This window comes from Mycobacterium sp. 1081908.1 (genome assembly GCF_001673535.1).
Taxonomy (GTDB): domain Bacteria; phylum Actinomycetota; class Actinomycetes; order Mycobacteriales; family Mycobacteriaceae; genus Mycobacterium.
In genome coordinates this window covers 1-26,066 of record NZ_LZLY01000077.1, presented here as the reverse complement: position 1 = coordinate 26,066, position 26,066 = coordinate 1, and the positions used below count along the sequence as shown (strand labels likewise).

The 26,066-nt window shown below is 69.8% G+C and carries 23 protein-coding genes and 1 other RNA gene; 10 read left to right on the top strand and 14 right to left on the bottom strand.

Translation table 11 applies throughout. The features are described from left to right. Positions 1-4: 4 nt before the first annotated feature. Genes A5655_RS10875 through A5655_RS10860 form a run of 4 tightly spaced genes read left to right on the top strand, consistent with a single transcriptional unit; the run spans position 5 to position 3,370 of the window. A complete protein-coding gene (locus tag A5655_RS10875) occupies positions 5-916 on the top strand; it encodes a TIGR01777 family oxidoreductase (protein WP_067009491.1) in 912 nt (303 codons plus the stop codon). Between the two features lie 58 nt (positions 917-974). Continuing rightward, positions 975-1,673, top strand: a complete 699-nt coding sequence (gene lipB / locus A5655_RS10870) for a lipoyl(octanoyl) transferase LipB (protein WP_067009489.1) — start codon at positions 975-977, stop codon at positions 1,671-1,673. Next, on the top strand, positions 1,670-2,602 hold the full coding sequence (lipA, locus tag A5655_RS10865; protein ID WP_067009487.1) for a lipoyl synthase: 933 nt from the start codon (positions 1,670-1,672) through the stop codon (positions 2,600-2,602). The genes lipB and lipA overlap by 4 nt, the downstream gene beginning before the upstream one ends. Positions 2,603-2,617: 15 nt before the next feature. Then, the gene (locus tag A5655_RS10860) at positions 2,618-3,370 is read left to right on the top strand and encodes a DUF4191 domain-containing protein (RefSeq protein WP_067009485.1); all 753 of its coding nucleotides are present in this window, start codon (positions 2,618-2,620) and stop codon (positions 3,368-3,370) included. A gap of 21 nt (positions 3,371-3,391) precedes the next feature. Here the strand turns inward: A5655_RS10860 and A5655_RS28265 are convergent, their stop codons facing one another. Continuing rightward, positions 3,392-3,811: an RDD family protein gene (locus A5655_RS28265; protein WP_231999127.1), complete on the bottom strand. Its 420-nt coding sequence runs from the start codon at positions 3,809-3,811 to the stop codon at positions 3,392-3,394. Between the two features lie 261 nt (positions 3,812-4,072). Between A5655_RS28265 and glnA (A5655_RS10850) the strand changes: the two genes are divergently transcribed. Further along, complete coding sequence (gene glnA / locus A5655_RS10850) at positions 4,073-5,509, top strand: type I glutamate--ammonia ligase (RefSeq protein WP_067009481.1); 1,437 nt, start codon at positions 4,073-4,075, stop codon at positions 5,507-5,509. Positions 5,510-5,573: 64 nt separating this feature from the next. On the opposite strand, the gene A5655_RS10845 is transcribed toward glnA (A5655_RS10850), so the two are convergent. The 12 genes from A5655_RS10845 to A5655_RS10795 all read right to left on the bottom strand — a co-directional run bounded on the left by A5655_RS10845 (position 5,574) and on the right by A5655_RS10795 (position 20,111). Then, the gene (locus A5655_RS10845; protein ID WP_156764813.1) at positions 5,574-6,179 is read right to left on the bottom strand and encodes a hypothetical protein; all 606 of its coding nucleotides are present in this window, start codon (positions 6,177-6,179) and stop codon (positions 5,574-5,576) included. 9 nt (positions 6,180-6,188) lie between these two features. Further along, positions 6,189-6,449 carry a DUF2510 domain-containing protein gene (locus A5655_RS27085; RefSeq protein ID WP_082978595.1) on the bottom strand — a complete coding sequence of 87 codons (261 nt, stop codon included), beginning with the start codon at positions 6,447-6,449 and terminating at the stop codon, positions 6,189-6,191. Between the two features lie 99 nt (positions 6,450-6,548). Then, positions 6,549-6,767 (bottom strand): hypothetical protein, encoded by a 219-nt coding sequence (locus tag A5655_RS10840; protein ID WP_066937719.1) that lies wholly within the window; start codon positions 6,765-6,767, stop codon positions 6,549-6,551. A gap of 9 nt (positions 6,768-6,776) precedes the next feature. Next, positions 6,777-7,637 carry a TIGR03619 family F420-dependent LLM class oxidoreductase gene (locus A5655_RS10835; RefSeq protein ID WP_067009475.1) on the bottom strand — a complete coding sequence of 287 codons (861 nt, stop codon included), beginning with the start codon at positions 7,635-7,637 and terminating at the stop codon, positions 6,777-6,779. Beyond that, the gene (locus A5655_RS10830) at positions 7,634-8,281 is read right to left on the bottom strand and encodes a PaaI family thioesterase (RefSeq protein ID WP_082978594.1); all 648 of its coding nucleotides are present in this window, start codon (positions 8,279-8,281) and stop codon (positions 7,634-7,636) included. The genes A5655_RS10835 and A5655_RS10830 overlap by 4 nt, the downstream gene beginning before the upstream one ends. Continuing rightward, the gene (locus tag A5655_RS10825) at positions 8,278-11,262 is read right to left on the bottom strand and encodes a bifunctional [glutamine synthetase] adenylyltransferase/[glutamine synthetase]-adenylyl-L-tyrosine phosphorylase (protein ID WP_067009472.1); all 2,985 of its coding nucleotides are present in this window, start codon (positions 11,260-11,262) and stop codon (positions 8,278-8,280) included. The genes A5655_RS10830 and A5655_RS10825 overlap by 4 nt, the downstream gene beginning before the upstream one ends. 18 nt (positions 11,263-11,280) lie before the next feature. Then, positions 11,281-12,621 carry a type I glutamate--ammonia ligase gene (gene glnA / locus A5655_RS10820; RefSeq protein WP_067009469.1) on the bottom strand — a complete coding sequence of 447 codons (1,341 nt, stop codon included), beginning with the start codon at positions 12,619-12,621 and terminating at the stop codon, positions 11,281-11,283. A gap of 90 nt (positions 12,622-12,711) precedes the next feature. Beyond that, a complete protein-coding gene (locus A5655_RS10815) occupies positions 12,712-14,361 on the bottom strand; it encodes a PE family protein (RefSeq protein ID WP_067009466.1) in 1,650 nt (549 codons plus the stop codon). A gap of 107 nt (positions 14,362-14,468) precedes the next feature. Then, the gene (locus A5655_RS10810) at positions 14,469-16,034 is read right to left on the bottom strand and encodes an alpha/beta hydrolase (protein WP_156764815.1); all 1,566 of its coding nucleotides are present in this window, start codon (positions 16,032-16,034) and stop codon (positions 14,469-14,471) included. 102 nt (positions 16,035-16,136) lie between these two features. Beyond that, the gene (locus A5655_RS10805) at positions 16,137-17,000 is read right to left on the bottom strand and encodes a hypothetical protein (protein WP_067009460.1); all 864 of its coding nucleotides are present in this window, start codon (positions 16,998-17,000) and stop codon (positions 16,137-16,139) included. A gap of 105 nt (positions 17,001-17,105) precedes the next feature. Then, positions 17,106-18,668 carry an alpha/beta hydrolase gene (locus tag A5655_RS10800; RefSeq protein WP_156764814.1) on the bottom strand — a complete coding sequence of 521 codons (1,563 nt, stop codon included), beginning with the start codon at positions 18,666-18,668 and terminating at the stop codon, positions 17,106-17,108. A gap of 51 nt (positions 18,669-18,719) precedes the next feature. After that, positions 18,720-20,111 (bottom strand): wax ester/triacylglycerol synthase family O-acyltransferase, encoded by a 1,392-nt coding sequence (locus A5655_RS10795; RefSeq protein WP_067009454.1) that lies wholly within the window; start codon positions 20,109-20,111, stop codon positions 18,720-18,722. 131 nt (positions 20,112-20,242) lie between these two features. On the opposite strand from A5655_RS10795, the gene panB reads away from it, so the two are divergent. From panB to A5655_RS10780, 3 genes are all read left to right on the top strand, one after another. Beyond that, on the top strand, positions 20,243-21,088 hold the full coding sequence (panB, locus tag A5655_RS10790; RefSeq protein WP_067009549.1) for a 3-methyl-2-oxobutanoate hydroxymethyltransferase: 846 nt from the start codon (positions 20,243-20,245) through the stop codon (positions 21,086-21,088). A 178-nt stretch (positions 21,089-21,266) separates the two neighbouring features. Further along, positions 21,267-22,430, top strand: a complete 1,164-nt coding sequence (locus tag A5655_RS10785; RefSeq protein ID WP_067009546.1) for a cellulase family glycosylhydrolase — start codon at positions 21,267-21,269, stop codon at positions 22,428-22,430. A 72-nt stretch (positions 22,431-22,502) separates the two neighbouring features. Next, the gene (locus A5655_RS10780; RefSeq protein ID WP_067009451.1) at positions 22,503-24,008 is read left to right on the top strand and encodes a CYTH and CHAD domain-containing protein; all 1,506 of its coding nucleotides are present in this window, start codon (positions 22,503-22,505) and stop codon (positions 24,006-24,008) included. 16 nt (positions 24,009-24,024) lie between these two features. Here the strand turns inward: A5655_RS10780 and rnpB are convergent. After that, positions 24,025-24,422, bottom strand: an RNA gene (gene rnpB / locus A5655_RS10775) — RNase P RNA component class A. Positions 24,423-24,534: 112 nt separating this feature from the next. Between rnpB and A5655_RS10770 the strand changes: the two genes are divergently transcribed. Continuing rightward, a complete protein-coding gene (locus A5655_RS10770) occupies positions 24,535-25,704 on the top strand; it encodes a cytochrome P450 (protein ID WP_067009448.1) in 1,170 nt (389 codons plus the stop codon). After that, positions 25,701-25,895 carry a ferredoxin gene (locus A5655_RS10765; RefSeq protein WP_067009445.1) on the top strand — a complete coding sequence of 65 codons (195 nt, stop codon included), beginning with the start codon at positions 25,701-25,703 and terminating at the stop codon, positions 25,893-25,895. Before A5655_RS10770 ends, A5655_RS10765 begins: the two co-directional genes overlap by 4 nt. Positions 25,896-26,066 lie beyond the last annotated feature (171 nt).

Here is a 26,066-nt window from a genome sequence, read left to right as displayed (position 1 = left end):
CGACGTGCCCAAGCCGGTCATCGCAATAGCGGGCTCCTCCGGCCTGATCGGCTCGGCCCTGGCGGCGGCCCTGCGCGCCGCCGACCACCCGGTGCTGCGCATCGTGCGCCGGACGCCGGCGAATTCCGAAGAGCTGCACTGGAATCCGGAGAGCGGCGAGTTCGACGCCGACGCGCTGGTCGACGTCGATGCCGTCGTCAACCTGTGCGGCGTCAACATCGGGCAGCGTCGTTGGTCGGGCGCCTTCAAGCAGAGCCTGCGCGACAGCCGCATCGCCCCCACCGAGGTGCTGGCGAACGCCGTCGCCGACGCCGGCGTGGAAACGCTGATCAACGCCAGCGCGGTCGGCTACTACGGCAACACCCGGGACCGGGTGGTCGACGAAAACGCCCGGGCGGGAAGCGGTTTCCTCGCGCAGCTGTGCGAGGACTGGGAAGCCGCCACCCTGCCCGCCCAATACGCCGGCACCCGGGTGGTGCTGGCCCGCACCGGCCTGGTGCTGTCCCGGTCGGGCGGCGTGCTGCGCCGGTTGCGGCCGCTGTTCTCGACGGGCGTCGGCGCCCGGCTGGGCAGCGGCCGGCAGTACATGTCGTGGATCACCCTGGAAGACGAGGTGCGGGCGCTGCTGTTCGCCATCTCACACCCCTCGCTGTCGGGGCCGGTGAACCTGACCGGGCCGGCGCCGGTGACCAACGCCGAGTTCACCACCGCGTTCGGGCGCGCGCTCAACCGCCCGACCCCGTTGATGGTGCCCGGTTTCGCGGTGCGGGCCGCGCTCGGCGAGTTCGCCGACGAGGGCCTGCTCACCGGCCAGCGCGCCATCCCGTCCGCGCTGGAACGCGCGGGTTTCGAGTTCCACCACAACACCATTGGCGAGGCGCTCGCCTACGCCACCGCCCGCCGCGACCGCGATTAGCCTCGGGCGGCGTGGCGTCGCGTCGCAGGTCGGGGGCGGGCCGAGTACCGTCGGCGGGGTGAGCGATTCCATCCGGTCGAGTTCGGCGCCAATCGACGTCCGCCGGCTGGGGACGGTCGAATACCGCACCGCCTGGCAGCTGCAGCGCGACCTGGTCGACGCCCGGGTCGCCGGCGGCCCCGACACCCTGCTGCTGCTTGAGCACCCGGCGGTCTACACCGCGGGACGACGGACCGAGGCACACGAACGGCCTCTCGACGGCACGCCGGTGGTCGACACCGACCGCGGCGGCAAGATCACCTGGCACGGTCCCGGACAACTGGTCGGCTACCCCATCATCGGGCTAGCCGAGCCGCTCGACGTCGTCAAATACGTTCGACGCCTTGAGGAATCGCTCATCAAGGTGTGCGGTGACCTGGGTCTGGACACCGCCCGGGTCGACGGCCGGTCCGGCGTCTGGGTGCCCGCCGGCGCCGGCCGGCCCGACCGCAAGGTCGCCGCCATCGGCGTGCGGGTGTCGCGTGCCACCACGCTGCACGGGTTCGCGCTGAACTGCGACTGCGACCTGGGTGCCTACAACTCGATCGTCCCGTGCGGCATCAGCGACGCCGGGGTGACGTCGCTGTCCGCCGAACTGCGGCGCACGGTCACCGTCGACGAGGTCCGGGCGGCGGTCGCCGTCGCCGTCTGCGACGCCCTGGACGGCGCGCTTCCGGTGCGTGACCACCCCGTCGCCCGCGTAGCATCAACGACGTGACTGTCGCTCCCGAAGGCCGCAAGCTACTGCGCCTGGAGGTGCGCAACGCGCAGACCCCCATCGAGCGCAAGCCGCCGTGGATCAAGGTCAGGGCCCGGATGGGCCCGGAGTACACCCAGTTGAAGGGCCTGGTCCGCCGGGAGGGTCTGCACACGGTGTGCGAAGAGGCCGGCTGCCCCAACATCTTCGAATGCTGGGAGGACCGGGAAGCCACCTTCCTGATCGGCGGCGACCAGTGCACCCGTCGCTGCGACTTCTGCCAGATCGACACCGGAAAGCCCGCCGCGCTGGACCGCGACGAGCCCCGCCGGGTCGCCGAGAGCGTCCAGACAATGGGGTTGCGCTACGCGACCATCACCGGCGTCGCGCGCGATGACCTGCCCGACGGCGGCGCCTGGCTCTACGCCACCACCGTCCGGGCCATCAAGGAGCTCAACCCGTCGACCGGCGTCGAGCTGCTGATCCCCGACTTCAACGGCGAGCCCGCGCGGCTCGCGGAGGTCTTCGAGTCGCGCCCGGAAGTGTTGGCGCACAACGTCGAAACCGTGCCGCGGATCTTCAAGCGGATCCGGCCCGCCTTCACCTACCCGCGCAGCCTGGGCGTGCTGACCGCGGCCCGCGACTTCGGCCTGATCACCAAGAGCAACCTCATCCTGGGGCTGGGCGAAACCGCCGACGAGGTGCGCGCCGCGCTGGCGGACCTGCGCGACGCCGGCTGCGACATCGTCACCATCACCCAATACCTGCGCCCGACGTCGCGCCACCATCCCGTCGAGCGTTGGGTCACGCCCGAGGAGTTCGCCGAGTTCGGCCGGCACGCCGAGGGCCTCGGCTTCTCGGGGGTGTTGTCCGGGCCGCTGGTCCGATCGTCCTACCGGGCCGGGCGGCTCTACGACCAAGCCGTCCGCGGCCGGGCCTCGGCACAATAGATATCCTTACCCATTATGGCTAAACCCCGCACCGCCGCCGAGAACAAGGCCGCCCGGGCCCAGGCAGCCGCCGCCCGCAAGGCCGCCGCGAAGGAGCGCCGCGGCCAGCTGTGGCAGGCGTTCAACATGCAGCGCAAGGAGGATAAGCGCCTGCTGCCGTACATGATCGGCGCGTTTGTGCTGATCGTCGGCGCCGCGGTGGCCGTCGGCATCTGGGCCGGCGGGCTGACCATGATCACGATGATCCTGTTCGGCGTGCTGCTGGGCGCCCTGGTGGCTTTCATCATCTTCAGCCGCCGCGCCCAGCGCGCGGTCTACAGCAAAGCCGAAGGTCAGACCGGCGCGGCCGCGTGGGTGCTGGACAACCTGCGCGGCAAGTGGCGGGTGACCCCCGGGGTCGCCGCGACCGGCCACTTCGACGCCGTGCACCGGGTGCTCGGGCGGCCCGGCGTGATCCTGGTCGGCGAGGGGTCGGCCGTCCGGGTCAAACCGCTGCTGGCCCAGGAGAAGAAGCGCACCGCCAGGCTGGTCGGCGAGGCGCCGATCTACGACATCGTGGTGGGCAACGGCGAGGGCGAGGTCCCGCTGGGCAAGCTCGAGCGCCACCTCACCCGGCTGCCGAACAACATCACCGCCAAGCAGATCGACTCGCTCGAGTCGCGCCTGGCGGCGCTGGGCTCCCGCGCCGGCGCCGGCGTGATGCCGAAGGGGCCGCTGCCGAACGCCGGCAAGATGCGCGGTGTGCAGCGCACCGTGCGCCGCAGGTAACGGCCCCGCCCGCCAGCAAATTCAGCGCCGCAGCACGGCCGTTCCCGTCAGCCGATCGTGCAGGCCACGGCCGTCGGAGTCGGTGAACAACGCCGGGATGACCGTCGCGATGAGCAGCCCGCGCGCCACCAAACGGCCCAGCCCGACGGGCACCCGCCCGTCCACCGACGCCACCTGCAGGCCCAGGGCCAACTGCCCGGGCGTGAAGCTGAACAGCCGCACCGCCACCACACCGAGCACCCACCAGATCACCAGCACCGCGGTGGCCAGCGTCCGCTGGGAGAAGAGGCCGAACGCCATGGCCAGCGCGCCCAGCCCGTAGGAGATCAGCCAGTCGATCATCAGCGCGACCAGCCGTCGGCCCATCGGCGCCAGCGACCCGGGCCCGCCCTGCGGCAGGCCGAGGCTCTCGCCGGGATAGGCGGATCGCGATTCCGGCAAACCGTCGGTCACGGGCGGCTTCCGGCGGCCGTGCGGGACGCCCCCGCGAGCCCGAAACCCAGCCGGGATGCGCCGGTGCGCCCGTGTTGCGGACCAGATACGATGCTGCCGTCCATGGCCCCACAATAGGACCCGCCGGCGACCCGGATTCTGGTGCGGGGAAGCATGGTCACGTAACCTCTGCGCAACATCGGGTTGACTGACGGGCAACATCAGCTCCATAGCGTCAGGCCGCGGATCACCAAGTAAAGGAGCAATTCTGTGACGGAAATGACGCCCGACGACGTCTTCAAACTCGCCAAGGACGAGAACGTCGAATTTGTCGACGTCCGGTTCTGTGACTTGCCAGGCATCATGCAGCACTTCACGATTCCGATCTCGTTTTTCGACCAGAGCGTGTTCGACGACGGCCTGGCCTTCGACGGCTCGTCGATTCGCGGTTTCCAGTCGATCCACGAATCCGACATGCTGCTGCTCCCGGACCCGGCGACCGCTCGGATCGACCTGTTCACCGAAGCCAAGACGCTGAACCTCAACTTCTTCGTGCACGACCCGTTCACCCTGGAGCCCTACTCGCGCGACCCGCGCAACATCGCGCGCAAGGCCGAGAACTACCTGAAGAGCACCGGCGTCGCCGACACCGCGTACTTCGGCGCCGAGGCCGAGTTCTACATCTTCGACTCGGTCAGCTTCGACTCGCGCACCAACGGCTCGTTCTACGAGGTGGACGCGATCTCCGGCTGGTGGAACACCGGCGAGCCGAACGAGAGCGACGGCAGCCCAAACCGCGGTTACAAGGTCCGCCCCAAGGGCGGCTATTTCCCCGTCGCGCCCGTCGACCACTACGTCGACCTGCGTAGCAGGATGCTGCACAACCTGATCCAGTCGGGCTTTTCCCTGGAGAAGGGCCACCACGAGGTGGGCAGCGGCGGCCAGGCCGAGATCAACTACAAGTTCAACACGCTGCTGCACGCGGCCGACGACATGCAGCTGTACAAGTACATCGTCAAGAACACCGCGTGGCAGGCGGGCAAGACCGTGACGTTCATGCCCAAGCCGCTGTTCGGCGACAACGGGTCCGGGATGCACACCCACCAGTCGCTGTGGAAGGACGGCAGCCCGCTGATGTACGACGAGACGGGCTACGCCGGTCTGTCGGACACCGCGCGCCACTACATCGGCGGCCTGTTGCACCACGCGCCGTCGCTGCTGGCGTTCACCAACCCGACGGTGAACTCCTATAAGCGGCTGGTTCCCGGTTTCGAGGCGCCGATCAACCTGGTGTACAGCCAGCGCAACCGCTCGGCGTGCGTGCGGATCCCGATCACCGGCAGCAACCCGAAGGCCAAGCGGCTGGAGTTCCGTTGCCCCGACTCGTCGGGCAACCCCTACCTGGCGTTTTCGGCCATGCTGATGGCCGGGCTGGACGGCATCAAGAACAAGATCGAGCCGCAGGCGCCGGTCGACAAGGACCTCTACGAGCTGCCGCCCGAGGAGGCCGCGAACATCCCGCAGGCGCCCACCCAGCTGTCCGCGGTGATCGACCGGCTGGAGGCCGACCACGAATACCTCACCGAGGGCGGCGTTTTCACGCCGGACCTGATCGAGACGTGGATCAGCTTCAAGCGCGAGTACGAGATCCTGCCGGTCCAGATTCGGCCGCACCCCTACGAGTTCTCGCTGTACTTCGACGTTTAAGCCGTCGAGTCGTTAGACGATGCCGCCCGCGCGGGTTCGCTTACCGCGCGGGCGGTTTCGCGTCCTAACCGTGCCTGAGAACCACGATCAGGATTACCAAGATCGCCAGCGCGCTGACGCTGCCGATGCCGACCAGCCACCACAAGACGGTTACGTATGTTCTGACGCCGGGCGATAGGCCCGCGTACGGACCGGACGCCTGCCCGGGTGGCGGCCAATCCGCATGGGCCGGCAGCACGGGCTGGGTGAAATCGATCCAAACATAGTGCGGGTTGGTGGAATCAACCTGCACCGCGACCGTGCCGCCGGCGCGCCGCAGGGCGCGATACGCCTCCTTGGGCACCTGCTGCTTGGCGCTCGCGTCGTACGGTTCCCGGCCGGGAACCTCGACCCGCAAACCTATCCAGTACACCGGCGGAATCGACCACGAACCCACGCCAGGAGCCATCTGTTGAACGCGCGCGGTGCCGGTCAGCGCCGGGCCCGCGAACTCGGGGCCTCGTTTCCGCCTGCCCATGAGGCGACCGGGCACGTAGTAGAACAGGAGCAAAAACGCACCCATCGAAACGAGCGATAGCACCAACAGTCCCCAGGCCGGGAGATGCAGGCCCAGGAATTCCCCGTACGCGGGGAACCTTACGGACGCGCTTGCCTGATGCGCCAGACCCATTGGTGCACGCTAAATTTCACGCCAAGGTGGCGGGCTCGCGGCGCCCCACTGGTGCCCATCCCAATAACGCTGGGCCTGACCACCGGACGGGTCGGGATACCAGCCGGCGGGCGGCAACGCCGGTGGCGAACCCCATGGCGCCCCGATCATCGGCGCGGCCGTACCCCGTCGCTTCCGCACCACGAGCACGGTGATCGAGGCAACGGCCCACGCGAAAATGAGCGTACCGATGAAAAGTGCCCACAGCGGCCCAAAGTCAGCCGGATCCATGAGCGCACGTTAGCACCGAAGCCGCTTCTCATGCGTCGAAACTCAAGCCACTGCGAGCCGCGTCGGCGTGTCTTCGCAACCGGTTCAGTGTCGCGCCGGTCAACCGGGGCGGCGGCCCAAGATCCCGCGGGTCATCCGGACCGGCTGCCCCTCGGCCATCTCGACGACCTCCAGCCAGCCCCCCGGCGCGACGTAATGCCGCTCGACATCTTCGCGGTGCATCGAGATGATCAACACCCCCGCGTCGGTGACCTCGTAGCTGTCGAATGCCCCGTAATCCCGCGGTTCACCGTTGCTGAAAACGACCGTGAAAGCCACCGGTAAATTCTAGCCGTCGAGCGACAGGTCCTTGCGGAAGCGCTGCATGCCGTCGATCTTGTCGGCCAGCGTGGCGTCCGGGCCGGCATAGAACATCCACGGCATGGTAATGATTCCGGTGATGCCGGCGTCCGCGGCGCGCTGGTAGTCGGCGGTGGTGAAGGAGTCGGTCAGCGGCGTCAGGATGGTGAAATCGTCCATGGACAAGCCGAGTTCGGCCCGCAGTTCCCGCAGCCGGCCCACCGCCTCGAGTGCCCGGTCGGTCTTGATCAGGTCGCCGATCCAGCCGTCGTTGCGGGCGGCGCGGCGCAGCGCGACATCGCTGAGCCCGCCGACGTACACGGGTATCGGTGGCGGCGTCGGCTCCATCTCCAGCCGCGGTGTCCGGTAGAACGCGCCCTCGAAGTCGGTCCAGCCCGGTTGCCACAGCGCCCGCATCAGGTCGATGATCTCGTCGGTGCGCTTGCCGCGGGCCTCGAACTGCTCGCCCATCAACGCGAATTCCTCGCGGCACCAGCCGACACCGATGCCGAGTTCGACCCGGCCGGACGCCAAAACCGCCGCCGTGCCAATGGCTTTCGCCGCCGAGTAGGGGTTGCGCATGGCGGGAATGTAGACGGTGGTGACGAACCGCAGCCTGGTGGTGACCTGGGCCAGCGCGCCGACGAGGACCCAGGGGTCGGGCCAGTCGGTGAACGGCTGCCAGCGCCGCTGGCCGTCCCTGGTGTACGGGTACGGGGTGTCCAGGGTCTCCAGGTTGACGACGTGGTCGGGGATCCCGATCCCGTCGTAGCCGAGTTCGTCGGCGGCCTTGGCGATCTCGACGATCTCGCGGGTGTTCAAAAACGCGCTGCTGACGTAGAACTTCATTCGGCGTCCCTGGCCCACGACGGCTCGATGAAGACGCCTTCCGCCTCGACGGTCACGCCGTGCGCGTCCGAAATAGTCCCGCGCGCAAAGACTTTGACGCCCTCCTTGCGGTCGATCCACGCCTCGGAACGCAGCGGTCCCAGCGGGGTGCCGCGCAGGTACTTCACGGTGATGGTCCCGGTGAACCGCGGCTTGGACAGCCCCTCGCTGGCCGCCTCGCCCAGCATGTGGTCGAGCACCAGGGCGCTGACCCCGCCGTGCACCAGCTTGGGCGGCCCCTCGTAGGCGGTCCCGAGGACGAACTCGCTCCAGCACCGGCCGCCGCCGTCGTGGTGGACGATCACGGGCGGGGCGATCGGATTGCCCAGGCCGATCGCGGCGTTGCCCAGCGTCAGCGGGCGGCCGCCGTCGACGCGGTAGGTCACCCCCAGCGGCCGGGTCTTTTGCCGCAGCGACCGGGTGACGGCCTCGATCGTGGATCGCGCGTCGGCGACGACGTCGTCGTCGGCGTCGGTGCGGATCGTGGCGTCGATGAGTTCCCGGACGGCGTCGGCCAGCGGGGCGTACAGGGCGGTCACGCGTTGGGCTTCCGCCGCGCTGAGCACCTCGAATATGGCGTCCAACGCGCCGACCTCCTGACTCAACTTCCAAACACCTTGCGCACCACGGCTTTTGCCCGGCGCGTTACGCGCAGATAATTGTCCAAGAACTCCCCGCCGTCGTCGGATGACCAGCCCGCGGCGACCGCGACCGCCTTGAGCTGGCGCCCCGGCCCCGGCAGCTGATCGGTGGGCTTGCCGCGGACCAACACCAGCGCGTTGCGCGCCCGGGTGGCCGTCAGCCAGGCCTGCCGCAGCAGGTCCACGTCGTCGGCGGGCACCAGGTCGGCCGCGGCGATGGCGTCCAGGGATTCCAGCGTCGAGGTGTTGTGCAGGGCCGGGACCCGGTGGGCGTGGCGCAGCTGCATGAGCTGCACGGTCCACTCGACGTCGGCCAATCCCCCGCGACCCAGCTTGGTGTGGGTGTTGGGGTCGGCCCCCCGCGGCAACCGCTCGGACTCGACGCGAGCCTTGATGCGGCGGATTTCGCGCACCGCCTCGGCCGATACTCCGTCGGGCGGGTAGCGCGTCTGGTCCGCCATCACCAAAAACCGCTGGCCCAGCTCGGCGTCGCCGGCGACCGCGTGCGCGCGCAGCAGGGCCTGGATCTCCCACGGCTGCGCCCACTGGGCGTAGTAGGCGGTGTAGGAACTCAGCGTGCGGACCAGCGGGCCGCTGCGGCCCTCGGGCCGCAGGTTCGCGTCGACCTCCAGCGGCGGGTCGACGCTGGGCGTGCCCAGCAGCGCCCGCACCTGCTCGGCGATCGTCGTCGACCATCGCACCGCCTGCGAGTCGTCGACGCCGGCGGCCGGCTCGCAGACGAACATCACGTCGGCGTCGGACCCGTAGCCCAGCTCGGCGCCGCCCAGCCTGCCCATGCCGATGACGGCGATGGCCGCGGGAGCCCTGCCGTTTTCGGGGAGGTTGGCCCGGATCATCGCGTCCAGGGCGGCCTGCAGCACGGCCACCCACACCGAGGTGAGCGCCTTGCACACGTCGGTGACCTCGAGGAAACCGAGCAGGTCGGCCGAACCGATGCGGGCCAGCTCGCGGCGCCGCAGCGTGCGGGCCGCGGCGATCGCGCGCACCGGGTCGGGGTGGCGGCTCGCCGAGGCGATCAGCGCCCGGGCCACCGTGGCAGGGTCGGTCTCGAGCAGCTTGGGGCCGCCCGGACCGTCGCCGTAGTCCTGAATCACCCGGGGCGCGCGCATCAGCAGGTCCGGCACGTAGGCGGAGGTCCCCAGCACGTGCATGAGCCGCCTGGCCACCGCGGGCTTGTCGCGCAGCGTGGACAGGTACCAGCTCTCGCCGCCCAGCGCCTCGGACAGGCGCCGGTAGGCCAGCAGCCCGCCGTCCGGATCGGGCGCGTAGGACATCCAGTTCAGCAACCGGGGCAGCAGCACCGACTGCACCCGGCCGCGCCGGCCACTCTGGTTGACCAGCGCGGACATGTGCTTCAACGCGGTCTGCGGGCCCTCGTAGCCCAGCGCGGCCAGCTGCCGCTCGGCGCCCTCGGAGGTGATGCCGTGCGCGATCTCCAGACCGGCCGGCCCGATCGACTCCAGCAGCGGCTGATAGAAGAGCTTGGCGTGCAGCCCCGACACCCGCACGTTCTGGTGCCGGAGCTCCTCGCGCAGCACGCCCGCCGCGTCGTGGCGGCCGTCGGGCCGGATGTGCGCGGCGCGCGCCAGCCAGCGCACCGCCTCCTCGTCGTCGACCTCCGGCAGAAGATGCGTGCGCTTGAGCCGCTGCAGCTGCAGCCGGTGCTCGAGCAACCGCAGGAACTCGTAGGAGGCGGTCAGGTTGGCCGCGTCCTCGCGCCCGATGTAGCCGCCGCGGCCGAGCGCGTCCAGCGCGTCGACCGTGGAGGCCACGTGCAGCGAGTCGTCGCTGCGGCCGTGCACCAGCTGCAGCAGCTGCACCGCGAACTCCACGTCGCGCAGCCCGCCGCTGCCGAGTTTGATCTCGCGCGCGCGGACCTCGGCGGGCACCAGCCGCTCGACCCGGCGGCGCATGGCCTGGACCTCGACGACGAAATCCTCGCGCTCACAGGCGACCCAGACCATGGGCGTCAGGGCGGCCAGGTAGCGCTCGCCGAGCTCGGCGTCGCCGACGGCCGCCCGGGCTTTCAGCAGCGCCTGGAACTCCCACGTCTTGGCCCAGCGCTGGTAATAGGCGATGTGCGATTCGACGGTGCGGACCAGCTCGCCGCTGCGACCCTCCGGGCGTAGGCCGGCGTCGACCTGGAAGAAGGCCTCGGAGGCCACCTTCATCATCTCGCCGGCCACGCGGGTGGTGAGCGCGTCCGCGCGCTCGCCGACGAAGATGACGTCGACGTCGCTGACGTAGTTCAGTTCGCGGGCACCGCATTTGCCCATCGCGATGACCGCCAGCCGCGGCGGCGTCCGGTCGCCGCACACGCTGACCTCGGCCACCCGCAGCGCGGCCGCCAGCGCCGCGTCCGCCAGGTCCGACAGCTGGGCGCCCACCACGGTGAACGGGAGGACCGGCTCGTCCTCGACCGTGGCGGCCACGTCGAGGGCCGCCAACACCAGCAGCTGGTCGCGGTACAGGACGCGCAGGCGCTCCAGCGCCGAGCCCGGGGCGCTCAGCGCCTCGTCGACGCAGTCGATGAACGTCGCGAGCAGTTCGTCGCGGGAGGGCAGGTGGGCCTTGCCCCGCAACAGCTTCCAGGACTGCGGATTGGCGGCCAGGTGATCGCCCAACGCCAGCGACGAGCCGAGCACCCCGAACAGCCGCCCCCGCAGCCCGCGCTCGGTGAGCAGCGCGGCGCTCAGCTCATCCCAATCGCTGTCCGGGTTCTCCCACAGCCGAACCAGCACCCGCAGCGCGGCGTCGGGGTCGGGCGCGCGCGACAACGCCCACAGTCGGTCGACGTAGTTCTGGTCGTCGCGCTCGTACCAACCCAGCTGTCCCAGACGGTCACCCGCGGGAGGGTCGACCAACCCGAGCCGGCCCACGCTGGGCAGCCGGGGGCGCTCGGTCGCGGGTTTGGTCACGCCCACGACGGTAGCGCAGCCCGCCTACAGCGACAGGTAGGTGCGCAGCTCGTAGGGCGTGACGTGGCTGCGGTAGTTCGCCCACTCCGTGCGCTTGTTGCGCAGGAAGAAGTCAAACACATGCTCCCCCAAGGTTTCCGCGACGAGCTCGGAGGCCTCCATGGCGCGCAGCGCGGCGTCGAGACTGGTGGGCAGCTCGCGGTATCCCATCGTGAGGCGTTCCTCGGGCGTCAGATCCCACACGTTGTCCTCGGCCTGCGGCCCCAGCACGTAGCCCTTCTCCACCCCGCGCAATCCGGCGGCCAGCAGGACGGCGAACGCCAGGTACGGGTTGCACGCCGAGTCGGGGCTGCGCACCTCGATGCGCCGCGACGACGTCTTGTGCGGGGTGTACATGGGCACCCGCACCAAGGCCGACCGGTTGGCCGCACCCCACGACGCGTTGGTGGGCGCCTCGCCGCCCTGCACCAGCCGCTTGTAGGAGTTGACCCACTGGTTGGTGACGGCGCTGATCTCCGAGGCGTGCTCGAGGATCCCGGCGATGAACGACTTGCCGACGTCCGACAGCTGCAGCGGGTCGTCCGTGCTGTGGAAGGCGTTGACGTCGCCCTCGAACAGGCTCATGTGGGTGTGCATGGCCGAGCCGGGGTGTTCCGCGAACGGCTTGGGCATGAACGACGCCCGCGCGCCGTTTTCGATCGCGACTTCCTTGATGACGTAGCGGAACGTCATGACGTTGTCCGCCATCGACAGCGCGTCGGCGAAGCGCAGGTCGATCTCCTGCTGGCCGGGCGCGCCCTCGTGATGGCTGAATTCGACCGAAATGCCCATGAACTCCAGCGCCTCGATGGCGTCCCGGCGGAAGTTGGACGCGGAGTCGTGGACCGCCTGGTCGAAATAGCCGGCGCTGTCGACGGGGACGGGGCGCGACCCGTCGTCGGCTCCGGGCTTCAACAGGAAGAATTCGATCTCCGGGTGCACGTAGCAGGAAAAACCGAGGTCGTTGGCCTTCTGCAGCTGGCGCCGCAGCACGTGCCGCGGGTCCGCCCAGGACGGCGAGCCGTCGGGCATGGTGATGTCGCAGAACATCCGGGCGGAGTGGTGGTGGCCCGACGAGGTCGCCCAGGGCAGCACCTGGAAGGTCGACGGGTCGGGGTTGGCGACGGTGTCGGATTCCGAGACCCGCGCGAAGCCCTCGATCGAGGACCCATCGAAGCCGATGCCCTCCTCGAAGGCGCCTTCGAGCTCGGCCGGGGCGATGGCGACGGACTTGAGGTAGCCCAGCACATCGGTGAACCACAGCCGAACGAAGCGGATGTCCCGTTCCTCCAGGGTGCGGAGGACGAATTCCTTCTGTCGATCCATAACTCGAACAGTAGGCAACCGCTGTTAATTTTGTGTTACCGACTCCCGCTCAGAACCGTTGCGGCGGCCGGCCGCGGCCGATGTGGGGTGCTAGAGGCCCGTGCCACCGCGGCCGCCGGTGGCGGTGCCGGTGCCGGTGCCCATGACGGCGGCGCTGCCCCCGCCGCCACCGCCGCCACCGCCGCTGAGGACGTCGCCTACGCCGCCGGCTCCAGCGGTGCCGCCGCCGCTTCCGGTGCCGCTGTTGCCGTTGGCGCCGCCGCTGCCGCCAGTACCGCCGGCGCCGCCGGTGCCGCCGGTGCCCCCATCGACGCCGCCGCCGGTGCCACCACCGCCGCCGGTACCGCTGAGGCCGATGCCACCACCGCCACCGCCGCCCCCGGCGGCTTCCACGGATGAGGCCGTTGTGCCGGTGACGGTGCCGCCGCCTCCGCCGTTGAGGACGAAGACCCCGGGACCCGCTCCGTTGCCGCCGGAACCGCCGGTGATCGTGGTGGCACCGACGTTGACGGCCGCGCCACCGCCACCACCGCCACCGGTACCGCCGGTGATCAGCAAGTTCGAGCCGCCCCCTTGGCCTCCCGCGCCGCCGCCGCTGGTCAGGTCGAGGCTGAGGCTGGGATCGATCAGTTCCGCGCCGCCGCCGGGGCCGCCGGCTCCGGCGGTGCCGCCGCTTCCGCCGGTGATGAACAAGCCGCCCAATTGGCCGCTGCCTCCGGCGCCGCCGCCGCCGCCACCACCGCCGGCGATGGCGCCGCTGGCGGTGATGAGGACGCCTTGGCCGCCGGCACCGCCATTGCCGCCATGGCCGCCGTTCAAGCCGATTCCGCCGTTGCCACCGACGCCGCCGGTGCCGCCGACACCGCCGCTGAAGGTGGTGCTGCCGCCCGGGCCGCCATCGCCGCCGGCGCCGCCGGTACCACCTTCACCGAACAAGCCCGAGCCTGCGCCGCCGGCACCACCTACCCCGCCGGCACCGCCGGTGCCACCGTTGACAGAGCCGGCGGTGCCGGCCAACCCGGTGCCGCCGGTCCCGCCCACGCCGCCGTTACCGCCCATGCTCAGCAGACCGATGCCCGCCCCGCCGGGCCCGCCGGCTCCACCGATACCGCCGCCCGCAAGGCCGGCCCCGCCGGTGCCGCCGACACCGCCATTGCCGAACAGGACGCCGCCGGTGCCGCCCGCCCCGCCGACGCCGCCGGTTGCACCGGGCCCGCCGGCCCCGCCGGCCCCGCCGTTGCCGAGCAGCCCGGCGTTACCGCCCCGGCCGCCGGGTTGCCCCGGCAGGCCGGACCCGCCGTTGCCGCCGTTGCCCCACAACAGCCCGCCCGGCCCGCCGGGCTGCCCGGTCCCCGGCGCGCCGTTGGTGCCGTTGCCGATCAGCGGGGTCCCCAACAACAATTGCGTGGGCGCGTTGATCGCCCCCCGCACGTCTTGCCAGACGGTTTGCAGCGGCGAAGAATTCGCCGCCTCGGCCGCCGTATAGCCCCCCGCCGCCGCCCGCAAGGCCTGCACGAACTGGTCATGAAACACCGCCGCCTGCGCACCGAGTCCCTGGAACTGCCGGCCGTGGGCGGAGAACAGCGCCGCGATGGCCGCCGACACCTCGTCCTCCGCTGGGGCCAGCACGCCCGTCGTCGAGACCGCCGCCGCGCGGGCCGCGCCCAGCGCCGACCCGATGCCGGCCAAATCCGATGCGGCCGCGGCCATCAGCTCCGGCGCCGCGATTACAAACGACATTTCGGTCCACCTGCCAGCTAGCCCCGGTTGTCACTAGCCCGGCGGTCCTCCATCCGTCAGGTGAATGCAACCTAGCAGGACGCCCGAGCGGAAACCGGCGGTTTAGGTCAGGACCGGCACCGCAGCGACGCGGGCGGCAGCGCGCCCGCCACGAAGTAGCGCACCACCGCGGTGTCCACGCACTGGTCGCCGTTGAACACGGCGGTGTGCTGGGTGCCGTCGTAGGTGATCAAGGGGGCGCCGAGCTGCCGGGCCAGGTTCACACCGGCCTGGTACGGCGTGGCGGGGTCGTGCGTCGTGGAGACGACGACGGCCCTGCCCGGCGCGACGGGCGCCGCGGCGTGCGGCCTGGAGGTGGCGGGCACCGGCCACAGCGCGCACAGGTCGCGCGGGGCGTTGCCGGTGAACTGCCCGTAGCTCAGGAACGGGGCGACCTGGCGCATCTTTTGATCGGCGGCGACCCACGTCGCCGAATCCGTCGGCGTCGGCGCGTCGACGCAACGCACGGCGTTGAACGCGTCCTGGTCGTTGCTGTAGTGCCCGTTCTTGTCCCGGCCCTCGTAATCGTCGGCCAGCAACAGCAAGTCACCGGCGTCGGTGCCGCGCGCCAGCCCGAGCAGGCCACTGGTCAGGTACTTCCAGTGCTGCGGGGTGTAAAGCGCGTTGATGGTGCCGGTGGTCGCGTCGGCGTAGCTCAGCCCGCGCGGGTCCGACGTCCGCCCCGGCTTGGCGACCAGCGGGTCGACCAGGGCGTGGTAGCGGTTGACGAATTGAGCGGGATCGGTACCCAGCGGGCAGCCGGCCGAGCGGGCGCAGTCTTTGGCGTAGTCGTTGAAAGCCGTTTGGAATCCGGCCATTTGGTTGATGTTCTCGGTGACCGGGTCCACCGTCGGGTCGATGGCGCCGTCGAGCACCATCGCCCGCACGTGGTCGCCGAACCCCTCGAGGTAGGCGGTGCCCAGCTCGGTGCCGTAGCTGTAGCCGAGGTAGTTGATCTGGTCGTCGCCCAGCGCCTGGCGGACCATGTCCATGTCGTGCGCGACGGACGCGGTTCCCGCGTTGGCCAGGAACGCGTTGCCCATCCGGCTGGCGCATTGCTGGGCCAGGTGCTGGTTGAGCTGCTCGATGTGGGCCACCCCGCCCGGGCTGTAGTCGACCATCGGTTCGCGCCGGAACGCGTCGAAGTCGGCGTCGCTGCGGCAGCGCAGCTGCGGGGTCGAGTGGCCCACGCCTCGAGGGTCGAACCCGACCAGGTCGAAGTTTCGGGTGATGTCGCTGTTCTCCAGGTCCGATGCCATGCCGGCGACCATGTCGACCGCGGACGCGCCCGGCCCGCCGGGGTTGACCAACAGCGATCCCATCCGCCGGCCCGTCGCGGGCACCCGGATCACCGCCAGCTTGGCCTGCGCGCCGCCCGGATTGGCGTAGTCGACGGGGACCGACACGGTGGTGCACTGGGCGGTGGGGACGTCGCTGGTGTCGGTCAGGAATTGGCTGCAGCTGCCCCAGCCCTGCGGACGCGCCGCGGCGGCCGGCGGAGCCGGGGTCGGGGTCTGGCCCGCACCCGGTTCCGGGGTCGCGCCGGCCACCGGCAGTACCTGTTGTCCCGCAACCAAAATCCCGAACGACAGCAGCGCCGAGCTCAACGGTCTCAGGCGCGACATGGCTGTCAATATTTGCAGCACCGAATACCCGTCCGAACGCGGAATGGTCACGGCTTGATCTCGCCTCGGCGCGTCGCGGCCTAATCGCCGAACGTGCATTCAGCGCGAAAATCAGGCCGAAATTCCGCGCTGAGTGCACGTTGGGCGCCGCCACGCCGCCGAAATGCGACCGATGATCCCGGCAGGAGTGTCCTCTGCCGTAATCCGTACGTCGACCCAACCCAATTCCGCGACGGCTTCGGCACGTCGAATGTCGCGATTGAATTGCCTTCGGTCGGTGCGATGGTGATCGCCTTCGTAGTCGGCTGCCAATTTGAGGTCCTCCCAACCCATGTCGAAGACCGCGACCAGACAGCCGTAATCGTCGTAAACCGGGATCTGGGTTTGCGGCGGCGGGAAGCCCGCGCGGATCAACAAAAGTCTCAGCCAGGTCTCCCGGGGTGACTCGGCGCCCGGATCGACGAGCGCCAGCGCCTGACGGGCACCCCTGATGCCTCGACGTCCCCCGTACCGGTCGGCGAGCATCTCGACATCGATCATTTTGAGACCGGTTGCGCGAGCCAGCGCGTCGACGGCGGCGACCGCCTTGTCCATCGGATAACGGCAGGCGAGGTCGAGAGCTGTTCGAGCGGGTGTCGTTGCAGGGATCCCGGCGATCAGTTGTATCTCGTCGTCGGCGACGCGATCCGACCAGGTGCGGATTCCGCTGGGCGGACGGCGATACGCGTAGAGCAACTCGGCCGGGGCGCGATCATCGATCCATTTGGCGCCGTGCAGCGCCGACGCTGAGCGACCCGCGACGACGCCGCGCCGGCGGGACCACAACCACGCCGCCCGCGCGCGTAACACCGCGGTGAGTTCCGTATCGGCGCTGACGTAGACGTCGGGATGGATCGCTCGGAATCGGCTGCGCAGCGCGTGCGGGCTCACAATCCGAGCAGCGACCGCCTCGCTCCCGATAAACGGCTCATGCATGGCAGGAGTGTGCGCGACGGCTCCGACAAAGTCCTCGAACGTGCATTCAGCGCGAAAATCTAGCCGGAATCCCGCAGTCAGTGCACGCTCGGCGAGCCAACGGCCCTAGCACTTGGCGCCGCTCGGCGGCGTGTCGCCGCCGATCAGGTACTCCGTCACGTAGTCGTCGATGCAGCTGTCGCCCTGGAAGACGACCGTGTGCTGGGTCCCGTCGAAGGTCAGCAGCGAGCCGCGCAGCTCCTGCGCCAGGTCGACGCCGGCCTTGTAGGGAGTCGCCGGGTCGTGCGTGGTCGACACCACCACCGTCGGGGCCAGGCCGGGCGCCGTGATCGCGTGCGGCTTGCTCGTCGGCGGCACCGGCCAGAACGCGCAGGTGCCCAGCGGGGCATCCCCGGTGAACTGGCCGTAGCTCATGAACGGGGCGACCTCGCGGGACCGGCGGTCTTCGTCGATCACCTTGGCGCGGTCCGTAATCGGCGGCTGGTCAACGCAATTGATCGCCACCCGGGCGTCGGTGGCGTTGCTGTAGTGGCCGTGCGGGTCGCGGCGCATGTACATGTCGGCCAGCGCCAGCATGGTGTCGCCGCGGTGGTCGACCAACTCGGACAGGCCGTCGCTCAGGTGGTGCCACAGCGACGGCGAATACAGCGCCATGATCGTGCCCACGATGGCGTCGGCGTAGCTCAACCCGCGCGGGTCCTTGGTGGGTATCGGCCTGCCGACCATCGTGTTGTTCGGGTCCACCATCGGGTCCACCAGGCTGTGGTACACGGTGACGGCCTTGGCCGGGTCGGTGCCCAGCGGGCAGGTCGGCTGCTTGGCGCAGTCGGTGGCGAAGTCGTTGAACGCGTCCTCGAATCCCTTGGCCTGGCGCAGATCCGCCTCGATCTGGTCGGCGTTCGGGTCGACGGCGCCGTCGAGGATCATCGCGCGCACCTTCGTCGGGTAGGCCTCCGCGTAGGCGGATCCGATCCGGGTGCCGTACGAGTAGCCGAGGTAGGTCAGCTTGTCGTCGCCGAGTGCGGCGCGGATGGCGTCCAGGTCGCGCGCGACGTTGACGGTCCCGACGTTCGCCAGGAAGTCCTTGCCCATCTTGTCGACGCAGCGGCCGACGAACTGCTTGGTCTCGTCCTCCATGTGGGCCACGCCGGCCGGGCTGTAGTCGACGTTGGGCTCGGTGCGCAGCCGGTCGTTGTCGGCGTCGGAGTTGCACCAGATGGCCGGCCGCGACGACCCCACGCCGCGGGGGTCGAAACCGACCAGGTCGAAGCGCTCGCGGATGCGCTTGGGCAGGGTCTGCACGACGCTCAGCGCGGCGTCGATGCCGGACTCGCCGGGGCCGCCGGGGTTGATCACCAGCGAGCCGATCTTGTCGCCCGTGGCCGGAAACCGAACCATCGCCAGCGTGGCCACGTCGCCGTCGAGGTGGTTGTAGTCGACGGGCACGGCCAGCCGGCCGCACATCGCGCCGCTGGGGATCTTGGCCTTGGGGTTCGACGAGCGGCACGGTGTCCATTCGATCGCCTGGCCCAGCTTGGGCCCCGCCATGACGGCGCGCCCGTTGACCACGCGGAGGCAGCCGGCGAGCAGCATCGCCACGGCCGCGATCGCCGTCCAGATCAGCAGCGTGCGCGCGATCTTGTCGCGGCGAGACAACCCCATGCCCACATATGCTGCCAGAGCCAACCTGAGATTCTGATGAGCGCCTCCAGCGGCGAACTACCCGGCGGCCGCCAGCAGTTCTTCCATCGCCACCGCGAAGTCGTCGGCCATCTCCCACAGATCGGGCAGCAACTCCGGGCACGAGATCAGCCCGACGTCCAACGTGCCGTTCAGCGACATCACGGTGATGTTGAGCCCCGACCCGTGGAAGATCGGCCCCAGCGGATACATCGCCTTGACCTGGCAGCCCAGGAAGTACAGCGGCTCCTGGGGACCCGGGACGTTGGACACCACCAGGTTGTGCACCGGCATGCTCTCGGTCAGCCGGGTCCGGGCGTACAGCCGCATCGCGATGCCGAAGACCGCCGGCGCGGCGAACTGCGTCCAGTCCTGCAGCAGCGAGGCCCCGATCGCCGAACTGTGTTCCTTGGCAAGGGAATTCGCCTCGGCGATGGCCGCCAGCCGCTCGACCGGATCGGCGATCTCGGTGTGCAGGCTGGAGAACATGGCCGAAACCTGGTTGCGGCCCGGGCGATCCGACTTTCCGTGCACCGACACCGGCACCGACGCCACCAGCGACGAGTCCGGTAGGGCGTCGCGCTCGGCCAGGTACTGGCGCAGCACCCCGGCCACCAGGGCCATCACGACGTCGTTGACCTTGACGCCGAAATGGTTCTTCACCGTCTTGACGTCCTCGAGGTCCAGCTGGGCGTAGGCGATGTTGCGGCGACCGGTGATGGAGGCGTTGAACGCGGTCCGCGGCGCGGCGAACGGACGCGCCATCGCCTGGCCGTCGACGGCCTTGCGCACCGTCGCGACCACCGAGGACACGGTCTGGGGCACCACGTTGGCCAGCCGCAGCGGCCGGCTGGCGAACCGGACCAGCCCGCCCGCGGCGATCTGCCACCCGCTGCCGCCGCCGACGCCGTCCACCGGATCCGGCGCGGGCGCGTCGGCCTCGGTGGCGCACAGCTGCGACATCAGGTTGGCGCCGGTCACCCCGTCCACCCCGCAGTGGTGCACCTTGGTCATCACCGCGACCCGACCATCCCCGTGACAATCGGTGCCCGCCACGCCCTCGATCACCCACATCTCCCACAGCGGCCGGCTCCGGTCCAGCTGCAGCGACGCGATGTGCCCGCAGATTTCCGACAGCTCGCTGCGGCCGCCCGGCGGCGGCAACCCGATGCGGTGCAGGTGGCGGTCCACGTCGAAGTTCTCGTCCTCCACCCACACCGGGTGATCGAGGTTCAGCGCGCTGTCGGCGAGCTTTTCGCGGAATTGCGGCATCGCCTTCATGCGCAGCGTGAGCGCGTCGCGCAGCCGGTCGAAGGTGTAGCCGCCCGGCATCGTCGACGTGTCGACCTCGATGATCGAGCAAACGTGCATGGGCTGCGCGGGGGTCTCGAGGTACAGGAAACTGGCGTCGAGACCGCTGAGCCGCTGCATGCGGAGAATGGTATGTCTCACACCACACGGGCGGTGCAACCGCGCACCGGAGATGGCAGAATGGCGGGAGTCAGCGAACCCGGGGACCTGAATGGCCACGAGGATCGATCCGACCACTACCAGGGACAATGATGTCTGAGCAGAACCCTTATGGTGCCAACCCGTCCGCGCCCGCCAAGCCGCCGACCAGGATTCGCACGCACCACCTGCAGAAAATGAAGGCCGAAGGCCACAAGTGGGCGATGCTCACGGCCTACGACTATTCGACCGCCCGGATCTTCGACGACGCCGGCATCCCGGTGCTGCTGGTCGGTGATTCGGCCGCCAACGTCGTGTACGGCTACGACACCACCGTGCCGGTCTCGATCGACGAACTCATCCCGCTGGTGCGTGGCGTGGCGCGCGGCGCCCAGCACGCGATGGTCGTCGCCGACCTGCCGTTCGGCAGCTACGAGGCGGGCCCGGCCGCCGCGCTGGCCTCCGCCACCCGCTTCATGAAGGAGGGCGGCGCGCACGCCGTCAAGCTCGAGGGCGGCGAGCGGGTGGCCGACCAGATCGCCTGCCTGACCGCGGCGGGCATCCCCGTGATGGCGCACATCGGCTTCACGCCACAAAGCGTGAACAGCCTCGGCGGCTTTAGGGTGCAGGGCCGCGGCGACGCCTCCGAACAGACCGTGCACGACGCGATCGCCGTCGCCGAGGCCGGAGCGTTCTCCGTCGTGATGGAGATGGTGCCCGCCGAGCTGGCCACCCAGATCACCGGCAAGCTCACCATCCCGACCATCGGCATCGGGGCCGGTCCCAACTGCGACGCCCAGGTCCTGGTTTGGCAGGACATGGCCGGCCTGAGCGGCGGCAAGCCCGCGCGCTTCGTCAAGCGGTTCGTCGACATCGGGGCCGAATTGCGAAAGGCCGCAACGCAATACGCCCAAGAGGTGGCCGAAGGCACCTTTCCCGCCGAGGAGCACTGCTTCTAGACACCGCTTAGCCGGAAGGCGCGCGTACCGGCCTTTTCCCCGCTTGAACCGCCGCTCCCGATCACGCCGGACATTGCTGAAACCTCTTGCGTGACACCGCTGGTAGGGTTGCTGTTGTGGGCGATCGGGGTTCGTGAGCGGGGTTGAAGAAATCGTCGACAGCGATCATGGTGGCCTCGTGCGCCGCCGAACTGTCTTGGCATTGCCGCTGCTTTTGGCGGGCGGCGCCGCCCTGACGCGAGTGCCCCGCGCCGCCGCGCAACCGCCCCCCGGCCCGCCGGATTCGGGCCGGTGGTCACCCGAGCGCGCCGACCGCTGGTACCGGGCGCAGGGCTGGCTCGTCGGCGCCAACTACGTCACGTCGAACGCGATCAACCAGCTGGAGATGTTCCAGCCCGACACCTTCGACCCGCTGCGCATCCACGTCGAGCTGGGCTGGGCCCGCTCCGCCGGATTCAACACTGTGCGGGTGTTCCTGCACGACCAGCTCTGGACCCAGGATCAGCGCGGGTTCCAGGCCCGCCTGGCCCAGTTCGTCGCCATCGCCGCCGACCGCGGCATCAAACCGCTCTTCGTCTTGTTCGATTCCTGCTGGGACCCGTTCCCGAAGGTCGGCCCGCAGCGCGCGCCGACGCCCGGCGTCCACAACTCGGGCTGGGTGCAGGGCCCGGGCGCCGAACGCCTCGGGGACCGCGGCTACCTCGACACCATGCGCGCGTACGTGACGGGCGTGCTGACCCAATTCCGCAACGACGACCGGGTTTTGGGTTGGGACCTGTGGAACGAGCCCGACAATCCGTCGCACCACTACGCGACGGTTGAGCGGCCCGACAAGGAGCAGCTGGTCGCCGACCTGCTTCCGCAGGTGTTCGCGTGGGCCCGTTCGGTCGATCCCGCCCAACCCCTGACGAGCGCCGTGTGGCAGGGCGAATGGCCGGACGCCGGCAGCACCAGCGCGATCGCCGGCATTCAGCTCGACAACTCCGACATCCTCACGTTCCACTCCTACGGCGAGCCGGCCGGCTTCGAGAGCCGCATCGACGAGCTCGCCTCGCAGGACCGCCCGATTCTGTGCACCGAGTACCTGGCCCGGCCCCTGGGCAGCACCGTCGCGGACATCCTGCCAATTGCCAAGCGCCACAAGGTCGGTGCGATCAACTGGGGGCTCGTCGCGGGCAAGACCCAGACCTACTTTCCCTGGGACTCGTGGGATCACCCGTACCCTGCGATCCCGGACGTGTGGTTCCATGACCTGTTGCAACCCGACGGGCGGCCGTTTCAGGACAGCGAAATCCAGACGATTCGCCAGCTGACCGGCGGGGCGATGCATCTCAACCCCTAGCGCTTTACCGCGATGTGGCACCCTATGTGTTGCCCACCCGCCGCCTCATCCGCCGCCGCAATGGAGCCGAGAATGCCTGTGAAAGCGCCGAAAACCTCGCGCCATCTGGAGGTGGAGCGCAAGTTCGACGTGGTGGAGTCCACGGTGTCACCGTCGTTCGAAGGCATCGCCGCGGTCGCGCACGTCGACAAGTCGCCGGTCGAATCGCTGGACGCGACGTACTTCGACACGCCGACGCAGGACCTGGCGCGCAACAAGATCACCCTGCGCCGCCGCACCGGAGGTCACGACGCGGGCTGGCACCTCAAGCTGCCGTCCGGCCCGGAGGCGCGCACCGAGGTGCGCGCGCCGCTGGACGCGTCGGACCAAGACACCGTGCCGGCCGAGTTGCGCGACGTGGTGCTGGCCATCGTCCGTGAGCGTCCGCTGGCACCCGTCGCGCGCATCAGCACCCAACGCGAGACCCAGGTGCTCTACGGCGCGGACGGGGCGGCGCTGGCGGAGTTCAGCAACGACCACGTCACCGCGTGGGCGGCCGGGGACTCCGACGGACAACCCGCCGAACAGGAGTGGCGCGAGTGGGAGCTCGAGCTCGCCGAGGGCAACGGCGCGGCCGACACCGAGTTGCTGAGCCGGTTGAGCAACCGGCTGCTGGACGCCGGCGCCGCGCCGGCCGGTCACGCCTCCAAACTGGCCCGCGTGCTCGGCGCGGCGGCGCGCCCCGACGACGCGGCGCGGCCGGCCGACCCGGTGCACCGGGCGGTGGCCGAGCAGGTCGGCGAGCTGCTGGTGTGGGATCGCGCGGTGCGCGCCGACGCCGATGACGCCGTGCACCAGATGCGGGTGACCATCAGGAAGATCCGCAGCCTGCTGGCCGACTCCCAGGGCTCGTTCGGCTTGTCCGAGAACGCGTGGATCCTCGACGAGCTTCGCGAGCTCGGCAACGTGCTGGGCGTGGCCCGCGACGCCGAGGTGCTGGCCGAGCGCTACCAGCAGGCCTTGGACAAGCTGCCGCCCGAGTTGGTGCGGGGAAGCATCCGCGAACGGCTCGTCGAGGGGGCGCGTCGCCGCTACCAGACCGGCCTGCGGCGGTCGCTCATCGCGATGCGTTCGCAACGGTATTTCCGGTTGCTCGACGCCCTCGACGCGTGGGTGGCCGAAGTTCCCGCGGCCGTTCCGGGCGAGGAGCCGGCGCAGCCGGTGACGTTGGATGCCGCCTACCGCAAGGTCCGCAAGGCGGCGAAGGCCGCCGCCCAGCTGGAATCGGGCGACGAGCACGAACACGACCTGGCGCTGCACCGAATTCGCAAGCGCGCCAAGCGGCTTCGCTACACCGCCGCCGCCACCGGCGCCACGCAGGTGTCCGAGCAGGCGAAGGCGATCCAGACGCTGCTGGGCGACCACCAGGACAGCGTCGTCAGCCGCGAACACCTGGGTCACCAGGCCGAAGCCGCGCACACGGCAGGCGAGGACACGTTCACCTACGGGCTGCTGTATCAGCAGGAGGCCGACCTCGCCGAGCGGTGCCGCCAGCAGCTCGACGACGCGCTGCGCAAACTCGCCAAGGCGGTGCGGTAGGCGCCAACGCGGTGGGCGGACGAGTTGGCCTGTAAGCCGGATTCTGTTCCCCGCCGCCGCGGCATAAGCAACGGCGGCGGGGCGGCGACCATCCATCTGGACACACCGTTGCCGGGTGCCTCGAGCGGCCTACCCGCAGGCTCGGGCGAGCAACCCTCGAGCGCCTGCGCGGCCGCACCGGGTGCGGCCTTCTTGGCCTTGCTTCGGGTGGGGTTTGCCTAGCCACTCCGGTCACCCGGAATGCTGGTGCGCTCTTACCGCACCGTTTCACCCTTACCACCGCGAGGGTGGCGGTCTGTTTTCTGTGGCACTTTCCCGCGAGTCACCTCGGATTGCCGTTAGCAATCACCCTGCTCTGTGAAGTCCGGACTTTCCTCGACTCGCCATGCGAGCCGCGGCCGCCCGGCCAACTCGTCCGCGACGGTCCACGGTACTCGCCGCGGAATCTGCTGACCAGCGGCATTCGGCCACGGCCGCATTTATTCAATCATTGCCTAAATAGCGATGTTGGTGTCACGCTGACCGCATGACAGAAACCGAAGGGTATGTCGATCAGGCGTTCGCGGGACTCGCTGACCCGCAGCCGATGTACAAGGCGTTGCGCGAAACCACCCCGGTGTTCCGGTCGCCCTCGGCATGGGTTCTCAGTCGCCTGGCCGACATCGAGATGGCCCTCAAACACACCGAGCTGTTCTCGTCGAACATGGACGCCGTCGACCTCGGCAACGTCCGGCCGATGATCCCGCTGCAAATCGACCCGCCCGATCACGCGAAGTACCGCCGCATCCTCGACCCGCTGTTCACCCCGCGGGAGATGGCCCGGCGCGAACCCCAAGTCAGCCAGCTGGTCAACGAGATGATCGACCGGTTCGCCGGGCGGGGCGAATGCGACTTCCACGAAGAGTTCGCCGTTCCCCTGCCCTGCACCGTCTTCCTCCAGCTGCTCGGCCTGCCGCTGGAGGATCTCGACCAGTTCCTTCAGTGGAAGGACGGCATCATCCGGCCGGAGGGCGACGCGGGCTTCGACCGCCGTCACGAGTCGGGTGCCCCTACCGCACAACAGATCTACGAGTACTTCGAGCGCGCCATCGACGACCACATCGCCAGCCCGCGCGACGACGTGCTGTCCGCCATGATCGCGGCGAACGTGGAAGGCAAACCGCTGACGCGCGAGGAGCTGCTCGACATCTGCATCCTGTTCCTGATCGCCGGGCTGGACACCGTGACGGACTCCCTGGACTGCTTCTTCGTGTTCCTCGCCCGCCACCCCGAGCACCGTCGCCAGCTCGTCGAGCAGCCCGACATATTGCCGAGCGCCATCGAGGAACTCTTGCGCTGGGAGACCCCCGTGCCCGGCGTGGCCCGCGTCTGCATCCAGGACACCGAGGTGGGCGGGTGCCCCATCAGCAAGGGCGAACGGATCAGCCCGCTGCTCGGCGCGGCCAACACCGACCCCGCCGAGTTTCCCGATCCGGAGGTCGTGGACTTCAGCCGTAATCCGAACCGGCACCGCGCGTTCGGCGGCGGCCCGCACCGCTGCCTGGGATCCCACCTCGCCCGCATGGAGCTGCGGGTGGCACTGCGCGAATTCCACCGCCGCATACCGGAATACGAGGTCAAGCCAGGCACGCAGCTGACCTACACCGCCGCGCTGCGGTCGGTGGAGTCGCTGCCGTTGGTGTTCCCGGCGTCATGACTCGCGTCATGGTCGACGCCGACCGCTGCACCGGGCACGGCCGCTGCTACACCTTGGCGCCCGACGTCTTCGACGCCGACGACGTGGGCCACTGCGTCGTGCTCGTCGAGGAGGTCTCAGGCGACCTCGAGGCGCAGGCCAAGGCCGGTGAGCAGAACTGCCCGGAGCAGGCAATCACGCTGTCGGACTGAGGATTACGCGAAGCACACCACGCTGCGGGCACCGCGCCCGGCGCTCATGTCGGTGAACGCCGCCTCGACGTCGTCGATGCCGATCCGCCTGGTGACCAACGCTTCGAGGTCGAGCTTGCCGCGTCGGGCCAGCGCGGCGAGCACCGGGATGTCGCGCGCCGGGTCGCTGGC